Origin of the sequence: Streptomyces parvus, from assembly GCF_014648875.1 — a bacterium.
Classification (GTDB): Bacteria; Actinomycetota; Actinomycetes; order Streptomycetales; family Streptomycetaceae; genus Streptomyces; species Streptomyces parvus.
On record NZ_BMRY01000010.1, the window covers coordinates 169,234 to 187,008 of the forward strand.

12 protein-coding genes are annotated in these 17,775 nt (G+C 74.9%); 5 read left to right on the forward strand and 7 right to left on the reverse strand.

The genetic code is table 11. From position 1 onward, the window contains the following. Positions 1-15: 15 nt before the first annotated feature. The 3 genes from IE140_RS27630 to IE140_RS27640 are packed head-to-tail and all read right to left on the reverse strand — an operon-like array spanning position 16 to position 3,151. Positions 16-852 carry a sugar phosphate isomerase/epimerase family protein gene (locus IE140_RS27630; protein ID WP_150197628.1) on the reverse strand — a complete coding sequence of 279 codons (837 nt, stop codon included), beginning with the start codon at positions 850-852 and terminating at the stop codon, positions 16-18. Next, positions 849-2,003 (reverse strand): dihydrodipicolinate synthase family protein, encoded by a 1,155-nt coding sequence (locus IE140_RS27635; RefSeq protein WP_150197629.1) that lies wholly within the window; start codon positions 2,001-2,003, stop codon positions 849-851. The genes IE140_RS27630 and IE140_RS27635 overlap by 4 nt, the downstream gene beginning before the upstream one ends. After that, complete coding sequence (locus IE140_RS27640; RefSeq protein ID WP_093439278.1) at positions 2,000-3,151, reverse strand: Gfo/Idh/MocA family protein; 1,152 nt, start codon at positions 3,149-3,151, stop codon at positions 2,000-2,002. Before IE140_RS27640 ends, IE140_RS27635 begins: the two co-directional genes overlap by 4 nt. Before the next feature lie 109 nt (positions 3,152-3,260). Here IE140_RS27640 and IE140_RS27645 point away from each other — a divergent pair, with 109 nt between their 5' ends. From IE140_RS27645 to IE140_RS27665, 5 genes are all read left to right on the forward strand, one after another. After that, the gene (locus IE140_RS27645) at positions 3,261-4,373 is read left to right on the forward strand and encodes a LacI family DNA-binding transcriptional regulator (RefSeq protein ID WP_229826921.1); all 1,113 of its coding nucleotides are present in this window, start codon (positions 3,261-3,263) and stop codon (positions 4,371-4,373) included. Positions 4,374-4,547: 174 nt separating this feature from the next. After that, positions 4,548-7,592, forward strand: a complete 3,045-nt coding sequence (locus IE140_RS27650) for a type 2 lanthipeptide synthetase LanM family protein (protein WP_150197631.1) — start codon at positions 4,548-4,550, stop codon at positions 7,590-7,592. Between the two features lie 93 nt (positions 7,593-7,685). After that, positions 7,686-7,883 (forward strand): hypothetical protein, encoded by a 198-nt coding sequence (locus IE140_RS27655; RefSeq protein ID WP_032764819.1) that lies wholly within the window; start codon positions 7,686-7,688, stop codon positions 7,881-7,883. 79 nt (positions 7,884-7,962) lie between these two features. Then, the gene (locus IE140_RS27660; protein ID WP_150197632.1) at positions 7,963-10,893 is read left to right on the forward strand and encodes a helix-turn-helix transcriptional regulator; all 2,931 of its coding nucleotides are present in this window, start codon (positions 7,963-7,965) and stop codon (positions 10,891-10,893) included. Between the two features lie 215 nt (positions 10,894-11,108). Continuing rightward, positions 11,109-13,097 (forward strand): AfsR/SARP family transcriptional regulator, encoded by a 1,989-nt coding sequence (locus tag IE140_RS27665; RefSeq protein ID WP_150198053.1) that lies wholly within the window; start codon positions 11,109-11,111, stop codon positions 13,095-13,097. On the opposite strand, the gene lanKC is transcribed toward IE140_RS27665, so the two are convergent. The 4 genes from lanKC to IE140_RS27685 form a co-directional block, all read right to left on the reverse strand. Continuing rightward, positions 13,084-15,705 carry a class III lanthionine synthetase LanKC gene (gene lanKC / locus IE140_RS27670; RefSeq protein ID WP_150198051.1) on the reverse strand — a complete coding sequence of 874 codons (2,622 nt, stop codon included), beginning with the start codon at positions 15,703-15,705 and terminating at the stop codon, positions 13,084-13,086. The genes IE140_RS27665 and lanKC overlap by 14 nt on opposite strands. A 12-nt stretch (positions 15,706-15,717) precedes the next feature. Beyond that, positions 15,718-17,031 (reverse strand): MFS transporter, encoded by a 1,314-nt coding sequence (locus tag IE140_RS27675; protein ID WP_150198049.1) that lies wholly within the window; start codon positions 17,029-17,031, stop codon positions 15,718-15,720. 188 nt (positions 17,032-17,219) lie between these two features. Next, entirely contained in the window at positions 17,220-17,378 is a 159-nt protein-coding gene (locus tag IE140_RS27680) for a hypothetical protein (protein WP_164873495.1), read from the reverse strand. A gap of 116 nt (positions 17,379-17,494) precedes the next feature. Further along, positions 17,495-17,656, reverse strand: a complete 162-nt coding sequence (locus IE140_RS27685) for a hypothetical protein (RefSeq protein WP_164873496.1) — start codon at positions 17,654-17,656, stop codon at positions 17,495-17,497. Between the last annotated feature and the right edge of the window lie 119 nt (positions 17,657-17,775).

Here is a 17,775-nt window from a genome sequence, read left to right on the forward strand (position 1 = left end):
TCCCGTGCGGGGCTCTCAGCAGGCATGTTGTACGTACCGCTCCGCCACTTCCGCCAGGACCTCCGCCCCGTCGCGGGCCCACAGCGCCTCGTTGAAGATCTCCACCTCGATCGGGCCGTCGAACCCGGCGGCTTCCACATCGCGGCGGAACGCCCGGAAGTCCACGCTTCCGTCGCCCAGTTGCCCCCGGCCCAGCAGTACGCCCGCCGGGAGCGGGGTGATCCAGTCGGCCAGCTGGAAGGAGTGGATACGGCCGCCCGCGCCCGCGCGGGCGATCTGCTCGGGCGCCCGGTCGTCCCACCACAGGTGGTAGGTGTCGACGACCACCCCGACCTGTTCGGCCGGGAAGCGTTCCGCTAGGTCCAGGGCCTGGGCGAGGGTGGAGACCACGCAACGGTCGGACGCGTACATCGGGTGCAGGGGTTCGATCGCCAGGCGTACGCCGCGCGCCGCCGCGTACGGAGCCAGCTCCGTCAGCGCCTCGGCCACCCGCTCCCGGGCCCCGTGCAGATCGCGGCTGCCGGGCGGGAGGCCGCCGGAGACCAGGACCAGGGTGTCGGTGGACAGCGTTGCCGCCTCGTCGATCGCCGCCCGGTTGTCGTCCAGGGCGCGGGCGCGCTCGGCGGGGTCGAGGGCGGTGAAGAAGCCACCCCGGCAGAGGCTGGTGACGCCGATCCCGGCGTCCGCGAGGAGCCCGGCCGCGCGCTCGACGCCGTACGCCTGCACCGGGGCCCGCCACAGGCCGACCTTGTCGATGCCCGCCTTGACGCAGCCCTCGGCGAGCTCGGGCAGCGACCACTGCTTGATGGTCTCCTGGTTGATGCTCAGACGTGCCAGGTCGCCGTTGGTCATCGTGCGCCTCCGTGGACGGCGAGCAGCGCGCGCATGCGGTGGGCGGCCAGCTCGGGATCCGGGAACAGGCCGAGCCCGTCGGCCAGTTCGTACGCCGTCGCCAGGTGCGGCAGCGAGCGGGCCGACTGGAGTCCGCCCACCATCGTGAAGTGGTCCTGGTGGCCGGCCAGCCAGGCCAGGAACACCACGCCCGTCTTGTAGAAACGGGTGGGCCGCTGGAAGAGGTGCCGGGACAGCTCGACCGTGGGGTCCAGGAGGGCCCGGAAGCCCGCCACGTCCCCCGTGTCCAGCACCCGTACCGCGTGCGCCGCCAGCGGGCCCAGCGGGTCGAAGATGCCCAGCAGGGCGTGGCTGAAGCCGCGTTCGTCGCCCGCGATCAGCTCCGGGTAGTTGAAGTCGTCGCCCGTGTAGCAGCGCACTCCGCCCGGGAGGCGGCGGCGGACGTCGATCTCGCGGGCCGCGTCCAGGAGCGAGATCTTGATGCCGTCGACCTTGTCCGGGTGTTCGGCGATGACCTTGAGGAAGGTGTCCGTGGCCTCATCGAGGTCGGTGCTGCCCCAGTAGCCCTCCAGGGCCGGGTCGAACATCGGGCCCAGCCAGTGCAGGACCACCGGTTCTGACGCCTGGCGCAGGAGATGGGCGTACGTGGCGAGGTAGTCCTCGGGCCCCCGCGCGGCGCGGGCCAGGGCGCGCGAGGCCATGAGGATCGGCTGGACGCCGTGCCCCTCGGCCAGGGCGAGCTGCTCCTCGTACGCCGCGCGGACATCCGCGAGCGTGACCTCGCCCGTCGTCGGCAGCTGGTCGGTGCCCACGCCGCAGGCGATCCGGCCGCCCACCGCCTTCGCCTCGGCGGCCGAGCGGCGGATCAGTTCGGCCGCGCCCGCCCAGTCCAGGCCCATCCCGCGCTGCGCGGTGTCCATGGCCTCCGCGACGCCCAGGCCGTGCGACCAGAGGTGGCGGCGGAAGGCGAGCGTGGCCTCCCAGTCCACGGCCGCCGGGTCGTCCGGGCCGATGTCCGCGTACGGGTCGGCGACCACGTGCGCCGCCGAGAAGACCGTACGGGAGGAGGGGGCCCCGGCTCCCGGCGGCAGATCGAGCGGGGTGGCGCGGGGAGTGTACGGGCCCCGGGGCAGGGGGACGGGAGCCGTCACAGCGTCAGCTCCGGAAGGGCGAGGCGGCGGCCCTCGGCGGACGACTTCAGTCCCAGTTCGGCCAGTTGGACGCCCCGGGCGCCGGCCAGCAGGTCCCAGGTGTACGGCGCGTCCTGGACGACATGGCGCAGGAACAGCTCCCACTGCGCCTTGAACCCGTTGTCGAACTCCTGGTTGTCCGGGATCTCCTGCCACTGGTCGCGGAACGACTCGGTGACCGGGAGGTCCGGGTTCCAGACCGGCTTGGGGGTCGACGAGCGGTGCTGGACACGGCAGTTGCGCAGGCCCGCGACGGCCGAACCGTGCGTCCCGTCGACCTGGAACTCGACGAGCTCGTCGCGGTTGACCCGGACCGTCCAGGAGGAGTTGATCTGCGCGACGGCCCCGCCCGCCAGCTCGAAGATGCCGTACGCGGCGTCGTCGGCGGTCGCCTCGTACGGCTTGCCCTGCTCGTCCCAGCGCCGCGGAACGTGCGTACGGACATGCGCGGTCACGGAGGTGACCTGGCCGAACAGCTCGTGGAGCACGTACTCCCAGTGCGGGAACATGTCGACGACGATGCCGCCGCCGTCCTCCGCGCGGTAGTTCCACGAGGGGCGCTGAGCCTCCTGCCAGTCGCCCTCGAAGACCCAGTAGCCGAACTCCCCGCGCACGGACAGGATCTCGCCGAAGAAGCCGCCGTCGATCAGGCGCTTCAGCTTGCGCAGGCCCGGCAGGAAGATCTTGTCCTGGACGACGCCGTGCTTGATGCCGGCGTCTCGCGCGAGGCGGGCCAGGTCGAGGGCGCCCTCGACGTCCGTGGCGGTCGGCTTCTCGGTGTAGACGTGCTTGCCCGCCGCGATCGCCTTCTTGATCGCCTCCACCCGGGCCGAGGTGACCTGGGCGTCGAAGTAGATCTCGACCGTGTCGTCCGCGAGCACCGCGTCCAGGTCCGTCGACCACTCCGTCAGACCGTGGCGCTCGGCGAGTTCCTCCAGGGCGTGGGCGCGCCGGCCGACGAGCACGGGCTCGGGCCACACCACCTCGCCGTCGCCGAGATCCAGGCCCCCCTGCTCGCGGATCGCGAGGATCGAGCGCACCAGGTGCTGCCGGTACCCCATGCGTCCCGTGACGCCGTTCATGGCGATGCGCACTGTCCTGCGTGTCACGAAGTTTCCTCCATACAGCCGTAGCAAGCGCTTTCTATCGAAGATGACGCTAGCCTGCCGACAGCGGCCGGACAAGAGGGGGCCGCACGTGAGCTCACGGAGGACAGCGATGACAGTCACCCTGGCGGATGTGGCGGCCCGCGCCCGGGTGTCCCCGGCCACCGTCTCCCGCGTGCTGAACGGCAACTACCCGGTGGCGGCGTCGACCCGGGAGCGGGTCCTGCGTGCGGTGGACGACCTGGACTACGTGCTCAACGGACCCGCCAGTTCGCTCGCGGCGGCCACGTCCGACCTGGTCGGCATCCTGGTCAACGACATCGCCGACCCGTTCTTCGGGATCATGGCGGGGGCCGCGCAGACGCAGATCGGCGGCCCCGGGGACGGTTCGGGGCGGGCGGGCGGCGAGAAGCTTGCCGTCATCTGCAACACCGGAGGTTCCCCGGAGCGTGAGCTGACCTATCTCACGCTGCTCCAGCGCCAGCGGGCCGCCGCCGTCGTCCTCACCGGCGGCGCGGTCGAGAACCCGGCGCACCAGGCCGCGATGGCGGCGAAACTGGCGAAGCTCGCGGACGCGGGCACCCGGATCGTCTTCTGCGGGCGGCCCCCGCTGCCCGAGGGAGACGCGCTCGTCGCCGCCCTCACGTTCGACAACCGGGGCGGCGGCCGCCGCCTCACCGAGCACCTGATCTCGCTCGGCCACCGCAGGATCGGTTACGTCGCCGGGCCCCCGGAACGCACCACCACCCGCCACCGGCTGGAGGGCCACCGGGAGGCGCTGCGCGCGGCGGGGCTGGATGATTCCCCGGCAGGGGGCGGTACGGCCGACGGCTCCGGCGGCCCGGCGGCCGACGACGACCGGCTCGTCGTGCACGGGCCCTACGACCGGCGCTCCGGGTACGAGGCCACCCTCGAACTCCTGCGCAGGGCACCGGACGTGACCGCGATCGTGGCCGCCAACGACACCGTGGCGCTGGGCGCGTGCGCGGCCGTACGGGACCAGGGGATGCGCATCCCGCAGGACATCTCGGTGGCGGGCTTCGACGACCTGCCGTTCTCGGTGGACGCGGTGCCGGCCCTCACCACGGTCCGGCTGCCGCTCTTCGAGGCGGGCGCCCGGGCGGGGCGGCTCGCGATGGGCAAGGAGAACCCGCCGCCCGGAGGCATCGCGACGATCGCGGCCGAGCTGATGATCCGGGGGTCCACGGCGACGCCGAGGGACTGAGCAGGTCCGGCGGGCGGGCTCTGGAACAGCGCGTTCGCCGCTCATGGGGGGCGCCTGTGAGCCAAAGGGCGAAAGATGGGGGCGACTCCCCCATGTGCCCGTACCCCCTCCCCCGCCACGATGGTCACGGGCGGCCCGCACGGGGCCGGTCCGGGACCGGGGAGGTGCGGTGCGATGGCGGAGAAGAACCTGATCGACAGAGGTACGAGCCGCCGCCCCGCCCCTGCCGCCTCCGCCGTCTCCGTCGCCTCCCTCCACGACGCGGCCTCCGAGCCGTGGTGGCTGCCCGGGGTCGTCGGGGGCAGCACCTCCGGCGAACCCGCCTGGGCCGCCTTCGCCAGGGAGGCCGTCGCCGCCGCCCCGCGTGACGTGGTGGTCGCCGACCGCGCCTACCCGGGGCTCAGCGGCTTCGGGCCGATCGTCGCGCCGTTCGTCGAGGCCGCCGCGGAAAGGCTCCGGGACGCACTGGCGGACGGGGAGCCCGAGGGCGACGGGGCTCCCGTCATGGCGGACTTCCGGCGGCAGTTGACCCGGCGGCTGGCCCGGATCGCGGCGCGCACCCTCGTCACCGAGCTGCACGAGGCCCGGCGGCTGGGCCGGTTGAGCGGGGAGGGGCCCGAGGAGCGCTTCCGGGACTTCGTCGCGCTGACCGCCCGCCGCGACGGCCTCGACCGGCTCGTCACCGGCTACCCCGTGCTGGCCCGCCTCCTCGCGACGGCCTGCCTCAACACCGCGTCCGCCTTCGCGGAGCTGGTCGCGCGGCTCGCCGCCGACCGGCATCTGCTGGCCCCGGCCGGGGTGTTCGGCGAGCCGGACGTCGGTCCGGGCGGGCTCGGCCCGTCCGCGGGGCCGGGGGCGCTCACCGGTGTCGAGGCCGGTGCGGGCGACAGCCACCGCGGCGGCCGGTCGGTGATGCTCCTGCGGTTCGCCGACGGCACCCGGCTGGTCTACAAGCCGCGCCCGCTCGCGGCGCACCGGCACTTCAACTCCCTCGTCGAGTGGTTCGGTTCGCTGCCGGGCGCCCCCGAGCTGCGGGTGCTGCGCGTCCTGGACCGGGGGGACTACGGCTGGGCCGAGTTCGTGGCGGAGCGACCCTGTGCCTCGGGAGCGGAGACCCGGCAGTTCTACCGGCGCCAGGGTGCGCTGCTGGCCCTGCTGCACGCGCTGGACGGTACGGATCTGCACCACGAGAACCTGATCGCCTGCGGCCCGCACCCGGTCCTGGTCGATGTGGAGACCCTGTTCCATCCGGCGCTGGGGCCCGCCCGCTCCGCCGATCCGGCCGCCCGGGCGCTGCACGACTCCGTCCACCGGGTGGGCCTGCTGCCGCAGTTGCTCGTCGGGGACACCACCGCGCTCGACATGTCCGCCATCGGCGGGGGCCGGGCCGCCTCGTCCCCCATCGAGACCGCCGACTGGGCGGAGACCGGCACCGACCGCATGCGGCTGGTACGGCGAGCGGGGCGGTTCACCGAGTCCGCCAACCGGCCCCGGCTCGGCGCCGAGACGGCCGACCCGTCCGCGTACACCGACGCCCTCTGCGACGGATTCCGCGCCGGATACACCGCGATCCACGACCACCGGGACGAACTCCTCGCCCCGGACGGGCCGTTGCGGCGGTTCGCCGGGGACGAGGTGCGCGTCGTCCCCCGGCCCACCTGGACGTACACGACGCTGCTCGACGAGTCGACCCACCCCGACCTGATGCGGGACGCCGCCGAACGGCACCGGGTGCTGTCCCTGCTGCGCACCCCGCTCCTGGGCGTGCCTGCGCTGTCCGGCGTGGAGGACGAGGAGATCGCCGAGCTGTGGTGCGGTGACGTGCCCGTGTTCGCCACCCGGCCGGGCTCCGGCCGGCTGTGGAGCGGCACCGGCCGTACGGTCACGGGCTCGGCACCCGAGGGGTCCGCGCCCGACGCCGTCGCCCCCACCGGTCTGGCGCGCGTCGAGGCGAAGGTGCGCGCGATGGACACCGTGGACCGCCAGGACCAGGAACGGATCATCCGGACCGCCATGGTGAGCACCTCCCCGGAGCCGGCGCACCGGCCCGGCCCGGGCGGCCGGACCCCGAGTGCGGCGACCGCGCCGGAGCCCGAGCAACTGCTCTCCGCCGCACGGTCGGTGGGCGACCAGCTCGTCTCCCTCGCCTACCGGCACGAGGGCCGTACGAACTGGATCGGGCTGGAACTGCTCGGCGAGCGCTACTGGCGGCTCACGCCGATGGCGGCGGACCTCGCGGGCGGCTACACCGGCCCCGCGCTCTTCCTGGCCCAACTGGCCGCGCTCACCGGCGTGTCCCGGTACTCGGAAGCGGCCCGCGAAGCACTCGCGCCGGTTCCGGGGCTGCTGGACGCCCTGCACGGGCGGGCCGACGAACTCGGGGCCCTGGGCTCCGGCGCCTACGCGGGCCTCGGCGGCATCGCGTACGCCCTGACCGAGGTGGGCACGCTGCTGGGTGACCGGGAGGTGCTGGACCTGGCCGGTCCGGCCGTCCGGCTGAGCTGTGCGGCGAACGCGGCCGAGGACGGGTACGGGGTGCGCGGCGGCGCGGCGGGCGGGCTCGTCTCGCTGCTCGCGGTGTACCGCGCCACCGGCCGCCCGCAGGCCTGGTGGGGCGCCGTGCGCTGCGCCGAGCGGCTCGCCGCCGCCCCGGGCCCCGGGACCGGAGGCTTCGCCGACGGGGCAGCGGGGATCGGCTGGGCGCTGCTGCGCCTCGCCGAGGCCGGGGGCGACGCCCGCCACCGGAGCGCCGGGCTGCACGCCCTGCGCCGGGCGACCGCACTGACGGACGCCGCTACGGACCACGGACCCGCCTGGTGCGACGGCGTGGCCGGGGTCGCGCTGGCGATCGCCGACAGCCCCGACGCGCGGCAGGACCCGGAGCTGTCCGGCTGGCTGGCGGCGCGCTCCGGCGAGCTGGCGGGCATCGACCCGCTCGCCGACGACAGCCTGTGCCACGGGGAGTCCGGGCTGCTCGAACTCCTCGGTCACAGCGCCCTGCCCGCCCTCCTGCCCGGCGTACGGGCCGCGTGGGTGCGCCGGGCCGGGACGCTGGTGGCCGCGGCGGACCGGGCGGGGCCGCTGTGCGGGACGCCCGGTCACGTACCGCACCCGGGGCTGCTCACCGGTCTCTCGGGCATCGGGCACGGGCTGCTGCGGGCGGGGTTCCCCGAACGGATCGGCTCCGCCCTGCTCCTGGACCCCTCCCGGGCCCCCTGAGCCACCGGCCCACCCGCATACCCGCACACCCGCACACCCGCACAGCACCCATCACCGATCACCCATCACCGATCAGCAGAGGATGAGGCAGAGATGAAGCAGTTCGGCGAATCGGCCCTGCAGGCGTCCGGCGACATCGCTCACGAGGGCACCCCGGAGCACCCGGCCGGGCAGATCTCCCTCGGGTCCACCGGCGGACTCGGTGCGCGCAGCAGACTCCTCAGCGCCGCGGAGGGCGAGAGCGGCTTCAGCCACGACCTGCCTTGGACCACCATGACCGCTCCGTGGTGACCAGATCCAGCCAACTCGACCTTAATTGAGCCGAATTGGCCCGCTGCCGTCGAAGTTGCCGCTCCAGTAATCTGCGGCCATGCGAGCCACTTCGCCGGTCATCGTCGGGCGGGACGAGGAGATCGGACTGCTGAGCAGCGCCCTGGACGCCGTGCAACGGCGTTCGGGGCGCGCGCTGTTCCTCGTCGGGGAAGCCGGTATCGGAAAGTCCCGGCTGGTGGGCGAGTGCGCCTACCGGGCCTACGGGCTCGGCATGCCGGTGCTGCGCGGCCGGGCCACCTCGACCGGGCTCGTCGTGCCGTTCCGCCCGCTCGCCGAGGCGCTGGCGTCCCGGTTCCGGGCGGCCGGCACCCCGACCGATCCGGAGCTCGCGCCCTACCATCCGGCGCTGGCCCGGCTGGTCCCGGAGTGGCGCAGGGCCGGGTCGCCCGGATACCCGGAGACGGTCGTGGAGCTGGCGGAGGCGTTGCTGCGGCTGCTGTCCGTGCTGGGCAGGGAGGCGGGCTGCGCGATCCTGCTGGAGGATCTGCACGACTGCGACACGGAGACCGTCGCGGTCGTCGAGTACGTCATCGACAACCTCGCCGATCTCCCCATCCTGTTCCTGGGCACCCTGCGCCCGGAGCCGGGCGCCGCCCTGGACCTCGTACGCTCCGCCGAGCGCCGGCAGGCCGCGACCGTAAGGGAGTTGAGCCCGCTCGACGACGCCCAGGTGCGGGCGCTGACGGGCGCGTGTCTGGAGGCGGGGCCGCAGGAGATCCCGGAGGCGGTGCACCGGCGGCTGGCCGGGCGCGCCGCGGGCAACCCCTACCTGCTGGAAGTGCTGCTGGCGGACCTCCTCGACACCGGCCGGCTCCGGCGGGCGGACGGCGCCTGGGAGGCGGTGGAGCAGCCGGGCGACTCCATCCCCTCGGACATCGTGCGCAGTTGGGCCCGCAGGCTGGAGCGGCTCGACGAGCCGGTACGGGATCTCCTGCTGGCGTCGGCCACCCTGGGCAGCCAGTTCTCGGTGACCGTGCTCCAGACCGTCACCGGCTACGAGGACCGGGCCCTGTTCACCCATCTGCGGTCCGCGGTGGAGGCCGGGGTCATCGCCCCGGACGGCGCGGCCCCCGACCGCTACACCTTCCGGCACTCGCTCACCGCCGAGGCCCTGATCTCCTCGCTCGTGCCGGCCGAGCGCGCTTCCCTGGCCCGCCGGGCCGCCGCGGCCATCGAGCAGTCCGGGGAGCCGCTGGACGAGGACGGGCGGCAGCTGGTGGCCTCGCTGCAACTGGCGGCGGGCGACCGGGCCGGTGCCGCCCGCCAGTTCGCGGAGGCCGGAAGACGGATGCTCGCTTCGGGAGCGCACGGCTCCGCCGTGGTGCTGCTGGAGCGGGCGCACCCCCTGGCCGCCGAGGCCGACCGGGCCGCCGTCGCCGAGTCGTTGGCGGTCGCCCGGGCCGAGGGCGGCGATCTGGACGGCGCGCTGGCGCTGGCGGACGCGCTGCCGCCGGTTCCGGCGCGTTCCGAGGCCGCCGCCCGGCGCGGCCAGATCCACATCGACCTCGCCTGGGCGGCGGTCATGGCGGAACGCACCGCAGAGGCCGCGCTCCAGGTCGAAGCGGCCCGGGTGCTGCTCGGTCCGGCACCGTCCCCGGGCCGCCGGGCCGCGCTCGTGGTGGTCGACGGCTATCTGGCGCTGCTCCCCGGGCTCCCCGGGCACGGGCGGCCGTTCCGGGATCCGGTGGAGACCGAGCAGGCCGTCCAGAAGGCCGCCGAGACCGCCGAGGCCGAGGGGCTGCCCGTGGTGGCCTGCCAGGCCTGGCAGTTACTGGCGCTGCTGCGGCGCGAGGAGGGTTTCGACGCGGCGGACGCCGCACTGGAACGGATGCTGTCGATCTCCACCGAACACTCCTTGCCGGTCTGGCGGGTGGAGGCGCTGGTGCGGCTGGGCGCGAACGCCTTCATGCGGACCGGTGACGCGTCGCGGCTGCTCTCCGCCCGGGCGGCGGCCACCGATCTCGGCGCGCTGCTGCTGACGCGTACGGTCGACGGACTGCTCGCGATGAACGCGGTGCTGTGCGCCCGGTGGGAGGAGGCGCAGGAGATCATCGACCGCTCGGCCGAGGCCAGTGCCCGGGTCGGCGATCTGTCCGCCCACCGCTATCTGCTGCTGGCCGGGGCGACGATGGCCGCGCACCGGGGGCGGCGGCGGGACATGGACCGGGCGCTGGCCGCGTTCCGGCGGGCGGGGGGCGAGCAGTCGCTGCTGGTGCCGCTGCGGTCGGGGCTCTGCCGGGCGTTCGGGGCGCTGCTGGAGGAGGACCGGGAGCGGGCGGCGGCCGGTCTCGACGAGGCGCTGGCCTGGGAACTGGACCACCCGAGCTACTACTACCTGAGCGGGCGGTACGGGCTGCGCCCACTGCTGCGGGTCCTGGCCGGGCAGGCGGACCGGGCGGAGCTGGAGGAGGCGCGGGCGGCCCCCGGGGGCTGCCTCGCCTGGAACCGGCAGTTCCTGGAGCTGGCCGACGCGGTGCTGCTGGGCCGACAGGGGGACCCGGCCGGGGCCGCCCGGATGATGGCGTCCTTCGCCCGGCGCTCCGGGCCCTTCCCGGTCGCCCGGCATCTGGGGCTGCGGCTGGTCGCGGACGCGGCCCGGGAGGACGGCTGGGGCGAGCCGGTGGCGTGGCTGAGGACCGCCGAGGAGTTCTTCTACGGGGCCGGGGTGCAGCCGGTCTCCGCCGCCTGCCGGGCGGCGCTGCGGCAGGCCGGGGAGTCCGTCGGCCAGCACCGGGGCGGCTGGGACCGGATCCCGTCGCCCCTGCGGACCAGTGGGGTGACGCCGCGCGAGTACGAGGTGTTCGTGCTGCTGCCCGAGCGGCCCGGGAACCAGCAGATCGCCCGCCGGCTGTCGATCTCGCCGCGCACGGTGGAGAAGCACATGGCCAGCCTGCTGAACAAGACCGGCCGTGCGGACCGGGCGGCGCTGTGCGAGTTCGCCGCCGAGTGCGCCACCGAGCCGGCCTGAGGGGCGGGGGCGGGGCGTACCGCGTACCGCGAGGCGGTGCGGGCGTACGGGCGTGGGGGTCCGGGGCGGGCAACATGGGGGTGCCGGGCGGTTTCGGTCGGGTACCCGGGCGGAAAATGCGGGCGGGACCCCGATGTGCGGGGGTCCGGGCGGCAGCAGGATCGGCCGTGCGTACGGTCCAGTCCGCCGCCCGTCCCCCTCCCGGAGGCCCGCTGATGACCCGACCTCCCGTCCGTACCGGTTCCGCCGGTGCCGCCGGTGCCGTGCACTTCTCACTGCTCGGCCCGCTGACCGCCCGGCGGGACGGCCGTGAGCTGCCGCTCGGCCCGCGCAAGCAGCGCCTGGTCCTCGCCACTCTGCTGGCCCGGCCCAACACCCCGGTACCGGTCGACGTGTTGACCGACGCCGTGTGGCCGGACGATCCGCCCCGCACCGCCCGCAAGAACCTCCAGGTCTACATCAGCGCGGCCCGCGCCCTCCTGGGCCCGGCCGGGGACGGCGGAGCGGACCGGCTGGTGCACGGCTGCGGGGGCTATCACCTGCGCATCGCCGAGGGCGAACTGGACACGCTGCGCTTCGGGTCGCTGGCCCGGGCCGGGCGGGCGGCGGCCGGGCGGGGCGATGTGGCCGGCGCGGCGCGGCTGCTGCGTGAGGCGCTCGACCTGTGGGAGGGGCCGCCGCTGCACGATCTGCGGGACTCGGCCGGGGTGGCCGAGGAGGCGGACCGTCTGGAGGCCCGATGTCTGACGGTGTACGAGGACTGGGCGGAGGCCGAGATCGAGTTGGGCCGGGCCGCCGTCGCGGTGGACGGGCTGCGGGATCTGGTGGAGCGCCACCCGCTGCGGGAGCGGCTGCGGGCCGCCTGGATGACCTCCCTGCACCAGTCCGGCCGGCAGGCCGAGGCGCTGGCGGTGTACGACGACTACCGGCAGCTGATGGCAAGGGAGTTGGGTCTTGAGCCGAGTCCGGCCATGGCGGCGCTGTACCGCTCGATGCTCGGCCGGGGGCGGGAGGCGCGGCGGCCCGCCGTCTCCCGCCGGACACCGGCCCCGGTGGCGCTGCCCGCCGGTACCGGGGCGTTCACCGGCCGCCGGGAGGAGCTCCGGGGCCTGCTCGACGTGCTGGGCGGCGGCGAGGAGCGCGTGGTGGTCGTGTCGGGTCCGGGCGGGGCGGGCAAGTCGGCGCTGGCGGTCCGGGCGGCGCACCTGCTGGCCGACCCGTTCCCCGACGGCCGGGTCCACGTCCGGGTGCGCCGGGAGGACGGCACGGCGCGCAGCCGGGCGGAGGTACTGGCGGAGCTGGGGCGGTGGTGCGGGATCGCGGAGTCGCGCACGGAGATCCCCGCGACGGCGACGGGCGCCGAGGTGCCCGCTACGGCCGGGGCCCTCGCGGTCCTCGCGGAGGCCTGGCAGGAGTGGCAGGCCCGGCACCGGGCCCTGGTGGTCCTGGACGACGTGCCGGACGAGGCGTCCGTACGGGGGCTGCTGCCCCGGTCGGGGAAGTGCGCCGTACTGGTCACCGCCCGGGGGCAGTTGCCCGGTCTCGCCCCGGTGCACCGGATCGCGCTGCCCGCGCCGGCGGACGGCGAGGCGCTGGAGCTGCTGGGGAAGCTGATCGGGGCCGGGCGGCTGCGGACGGACCCGGCGGCGGCGTTGCGGATCGTCCGAGCCTGCGGGGGGCTGCCGCTGGCGGTGGAGGTGAGCGGGATGCGGCTGGCGGTGCTGCGGCATCTGCCGCTGGCGGAGTACGCGGACCGGCTCGACGATCCGTCGGCCGCGCTCGACGAACTGGTCGCCGGTGACGTCTCCGTACGGCACCGGATCGCGTCCGGCTGGCGGGACCTGGCGGAGCCCGACCGATGGGTGCTGGGGCGGCTGGCCGGGCTCGCCGATGACGGGTGCTTCACCCTGGACCGGGCCACGGTGGCGCTGGGCTGCGGGGAGCGGGCGGCGATCCGGGCCGTGGAGTCGCTGATCGACGCCGGCGCGGTGACCTCCCCGGCGGGCGAGGTCACCGCGCATGCCGCACTGTACGAAGTGCCGCGTCTGCTCTGCCTGTTCGCACGCGAGCAAACGGCGGCGGGCGAGCCGGAGTTGGCCGCGACGGGCGCGCAGGGGACGGCGGTCGACCGGGAGGCGTCAGGCCGACAGGGAGCGGCGGGCGACCGGACCGGTGCGCCCGCCGTCGCCCTCAGCCCAGGGTGAGCAGCTTCAGCAGATCGTGCGGCCGGTGGCCGTCGCTCCCGGGGCCTCGGCCCTCCGGGGCGGCGGCCTCCTCTGCGTCCGGCCCCGCCAGGAAGTGCAGGGCGAGCAGCAGCCCGGCCGCCCCGGTGGCCAGGTCGGCGGAACAGCGCCGCAGCCGGGCCCCGGGCACCAGCAGCCGGTCCCCGTCGGCGACCAGGTGCCAGGACAGGTTGCGCACGGAGGCCAGGACTTCGGGCCCGGCCGGTCCTTCGTCCTCCAACTGGCGGGCGGTGGCGACGAGTCCGGCGCGCCCGGTGAACAGCCCCGGCTCGCGCACGAACTCGTTGCCGCAGCCCTTGCGCACCCCGGGCAGCAGTCCGGCGAGCGAGGGCGCTTCCTGCCGGGCCAGGTAGGCGCGGGCGACCAGGGCGAAGCCGCCGCTGCCCTGGTCGAGGTAGAGGAGGTGGCGGCGGCCGTCCTTGACCTGGACCGTGCCGTCGTCCATCGCCACGCAGTGGCCGGAGTCCCGGTACAGGGCGGTGCGGGCGGCGCGCAACAGCCACTCCTCGCCGGTGAGCGCGTGCAGTTCGAGGTGGAGCAGCGCCGCGCCGCTGAGCCCGCGCAGCAGCCCGGCCGACGGCGGGGCCTCGGGCCCGCCCGGCACCGTCTCGCCCCGCACGAGGCAGTCGAGGTCCCAGGCGGTGCGCAGGGCGGTGTCCAGCAGCTCCGGATCCGGGGCCCCGGGGGTCGCTCCGGCCAGGCGGACGGCGGCCAGGGCGATGCCCGCGCGCCCGGTGAGCAGATCGGCCGAGGGGGACGGGTGGGCGGCCTCGGCGGCTCGGGCGAACAGCTCGCGCCCCTCGTCCGGGCGGCCGAGCAGCGCCAGTGTCACGGCGGTGCCCGGCAGCCCGTCGTAGAGGCCGCCCGGGGCCGCGGGGTCGCGGCGGCGGGCGGTCTCGGCGAGCCAGTCGGTCCAGGCGGCCGGGACCGGGGCCCCGACGCGGTGGAGGGCGTAGAGGACACCGGCGGCCCCGTGCGCCAGATCCGTACCGCCTGTGGCGAAGCCCTTGGGGTCGCCGGGGAAGAGCCGGTCGCGCCGCTCGGGCGTCGCACCCGCGTGGATGCCCGCGATCAGCCGGGTCCGCAGCTCGGCCCAGTCGGGCGTGGGCCCGCCGAGGAGGGCGGCGATCTCGCTCTCCCGGCCGGCGGCGCGCTCGGCCGCCCGCAGCAGGGCCGGGCGCGCCGGACCGGCGTCGGGAGCGAGACCGTAGCGCTCGCGGGCCCAGGACTCCAGGGACAGCGCCTTGACCCGGTCGTGGGAGGCCATCTCGGTCAGCGGCATCAGCATGGTGAGCCAGGTCGCCCACAGGGCGTAGGCGTCGGCCTCCGCGCCCGGGGTGCCGGGTGGGGCCTGGAGCCCGGGGGCACCGGCCAACGGGGTTGTCGCGTCGTCGAGTTCGGTGGCGTACTCGAAGTCGACGAGTGCGAGCCGGCCGTCGGGCCGCAGGATGATGTTGGAGGGGTGCAGATCGCCGAAGCGCAGGCCCCGGCCATGGATCTCGCGGAGTGCGGCGCCGAGTTGGGCGGTCACATGGTGCACCCACGCGGCGTAGGGGGCGAGTTCGTCGGCCGTGCGGGCTCCGCGCACCAACGCGAAGCGGGCCACGATCTCGTCGAGCAGGGTGGGCCCCTCCACGTACTCCGTCATCAGGAACCGGTGCTCCCACACGGTCCGTACGCCGTACACCTCCGGTACGCAGTCGAGCCCGGCGAGCGCCGTGAGGGCCCGGTGCTCGCGCTCCAGCCGGGTCACGGCGTCGTCGCCCACCGCGTCGAGCCCGCAGTGGGGACGGGCCTCGCGCAGCACGACCCGGTGGCCGGTCTCCCGGTGCCGGGCGAGGTAGATGCCGCCCGCGTTGGAGAACTGGAGCGCCTCGGTGACGGTGTACGGGAAGGAGTCGTCGCGGGCGACGGCGCGGGCGGCGAGGTGGGGCCGCAGCAGCTCGGGCACCTTCACCCAGGCAGGCGTCCGAAACACCACGCCCCGTTCGTCGGGCACGAGTTCGCCGGAGGGGTGGCGCAGGGCGGGCACCCGCTCGCCCCGGGCGTCGCGGCACCAGCGGTCGACGAAGGAGCCGTACCGTACGTAGACGGGGGCGTCGCCGATGCGCAGGTCGCTCAGGATGTACGGGCCCCGTCGGCCGGACAGGGCCGTGGTCAGCTCGTCGAGCAGCCGGGCCAGAGCCGTCTCGTCCGGCGGGTAGAGGGTGAGGAACTTCCCCGCACTGCCCCGGGACATGTACTTCCCCGACATCAGCAGGAGCGCCTGCTCGCTGCGGAGGAACTTGAACGGGACCCGGTGCCGGAGGCAGATCGCGGCGGTGTCGCGGAGGGTGAGGGCCGCCTCGTCGGGAACGGTCGACACGTGGATCTTCCAGCCCTGTTCGGCCGGTTCGCCGCCCTCGGGCAGGAGGGACGTCCACAGCCCGCCGGCCACGCGCCGCCACCCGGAGGGCGGTTCGGCCGTGTCGAGGGGGTAGCGGCTCTCCTGGTCGGGCAGCCGGGCCGGGGTGTCGTAGTACCGGCGGTCGGCGAGGCAGTACAGCTGGGTCTCCTGGATGCCGGGCACGGCAATACCTCCTCAGAGTGCGCCGGGACCGGCGGCGTCGGGGACGGGACGGGGCGCGGCCTGCGGGGCGGAGGCGTCGGAGTCCTCCGCGTCGGCCTCCGGTGCGGCGGGGTCCGCGGGCGGCGGGACGGCCCCGGACCGTACGGAGGGGGCGAGTGTCATGACCGCAGCCGAGACGGCCAGCACCGCGCCGACCACGACGAAGGCGTTGCGCGGGCCGAGCGCGGTCAGCAGAGCGCCACCCGCGAGCGGGCCGAACGGCTGGACGATCGACGACAGGAAGGAGGCCGCGCTCTGCACCCGGCCGACCCGGTCCTCGGGGGTGACGACCAGCAGGGTCGACAGGAACCCGATGCTGGCGACGGTCGACAGGCACATGCACACCGCGCAGAGCAGCCCCGCGACCAGCGGGCTGCTGAGCCAGGCCAGGACGCCGGCCGTCAGCACGCAGCTCCAGCAGGTGATGACCAGGAGGGCCCGGATGTGCCGGTCGGGTGAGAGCCGGGGCGCGAGCAGCGCGCCGACGAGAGCACCCGCCGAGACGCAGGTGATGACGAAGCCGCCGCCGAGCCCGGAGCGGCCGCCCTCGGAGAACACGGCGAGGGCGGTGAAGGTGAGGGCGCCGAACGCGAAGTTCATGCCGAGGCCGAAGACCAGCAACACCGTACGTAGGTAAGGCAGTTGCCAGAGGAAGCCGAGTCCGGCGGTCAGCTCGTCGCGGCTGAGGACCGAGCCGGCCTTCTTGTGGGCGGCCGAGCGCGTACGTACGAGGGCCACGCAGACGGTCGACAGGAACAGGCCGAGGAACTGGGCGGTGAAGGGCAGCGCCTCGTGGACGCCGAAGAGCGCGCCGCCGACGAGCGGGCCGACCAGCCGGACCGTGGCGGTACGCGCCTGGAGCCGGGCGGTCGCCTGGCCCATCTGGTCCGGCGGCACGACCGCGCGCAGCAGACCGAAGGCGGCGGGGGCGTAGACGCTGTTGAGGACGGCCCCGGCGGTGGCGACCAGCAGGACGAGCACCATGGGGGCGTGGCCGTTCCACACGGCGACGGTCAGGGCGGTGACCGCGAGCAGGCTCCCCACGTCGCACAGCCGCATCAGTCTGCGGCGTTCTACCCGGTCGGCCATGACCCCGCCGGGCAGCATCGTGATCAGCACGGCGCAGATGGAGACGGTCCCCACGGTGCCGGCCTGCACGGCGGAGCCGGTCTCCTTGAGGATGAGCAGGGGCAGCGCGAGGGCGCTCATCTGGCTGCCCAGAACGGCGAACAGGCCGCTCATCCAGAGCAGCCGGAAGTCCCGGTTGGAGCGGAGGGGCGTGGCCATCGGCAGGCTCCCGGAGATCGGCGTACGGACGTGAGATGACGGACGTGAGATGAGGGACAAGCACGGCGGGGCGGCTCCCGTTGTTCGCGGAGCCGCCCCGTACCGCCCGTCCGCCGGCCGGGCGCCGCGGGGGCGAGGCCTCGGCCTCGGCCCGCCGCGGCGCGCGGCCCGGTGGTTCAGCGCTGAGTTCAGCGCTGCTGCTCGACGACGCTCAGCACGCTGATGCAGTTGCCGTCGGTCGTGTCGCCGCCCTGGACGGAGGTCTCCTGGAGGTCCAGGACGGAGTGCGCCTCGACCTCGGGGGTCTCGTTGGTCTCGTCGCCGGCCGGCTTGGTGTTCTCGGACATGGTGATCTCCATCCACTGGATATGCGGTACGCGGTATGCGGTGTGCAGAACGCGATGTGCGGAACGCGGTGTGCCGAGATGCGGTGTGACGGAAATGCGGTGTGCGGCGGGCGAGATCAGTTCTCGACGACGCTGAGCACGCTGATGCAGTTGCCGGGCGGCGCGATGATGTCGCGGTCGGCGTTGACGGACGTCTCCTGGAGGTCCAGCACGGAGTGCGCCTCGACCTCGGGGGTCTCGTTGGTCTCGTCGCCGGCCGGCTTCGTGTTCTCGGACATGGTGATCTCCATCCACTCGTCACTGCGGGACCGGGACGCCCGGAGGATGCCCTCCGGTGTCCGGTGCGGCGGGCCGGTGCCTGCCGTTGCCGAGAAAGTTAGGAAGCCTGGCCTGGCGA

Excerpts from the sequence above, each read along its gene's own strand:
- IE140_RS27665 (WP_150198053.1), top strand. The coding sequence starts at position 11,109 with ATGACCCGACCTCCCGTCCGTACCGGTTCCGCCGGTGCCGCCGGTGCC.
- IE140_RS27630 (WP_150197628.1), bottom strand. The coding sequence starts at position 852 with ATGACCAACGGCGACCTGGCACGTCTGAGCATCAACCAGGAGACCATC.
- IE140_RS27645 (WP_229826921.1), top strand. The coding sequence starts at position 3,261 with ATGACAGTCACCCTGGCGGATGTGGCGGCCCGCGCCCGGGTGTCCCCG.
- IE140_RS27680 (WP_164873495.1), bottom strand. The coding sequence starts at position 17,378 with ATGTCCGAGAACACCAAGCCGGCCGGCGACGAGACCAACGAGACCCCC.
- IE140_RS27655 (WP_032764819.1), top strand. The coding sequence starts at position 7,686 with ATGAAGCAGTTCGGCGAATCGGCCCTGCAGGCGTCCGGCGACATCGCT.
- IE140_RS27660 (WP_150197632.1), top strand. The coding sequence starts at position 7,963 with ATGCGAGCCACTTCGCCGGTCATCGTCGGGCGGGACGAGGAGATCGGA.
- IE140_RS27685 (WP_164873496.1), bottom strand. The coding sequence starts at position 17,656 with ATGTCCGAGAACACGAAGCCGGCCGGCGACGAGACCAACGAGACCCCC.
- IE140_RS27650 (WP_150197631.1), top strand. The coding sequence starts at position 4,548 with ATGGCGGAGAAGAACCTGATCGACAGAGGTACGAGCCGCCGCCCCGCC.
- IE140_RS27675 (WP_150198049.1), bottom strand. The coding sequence starts at position 17,031 with ATGGCCACGCCCCTCCGCTCCAACCGGGACTTCCGGCTGCTCTGGATG.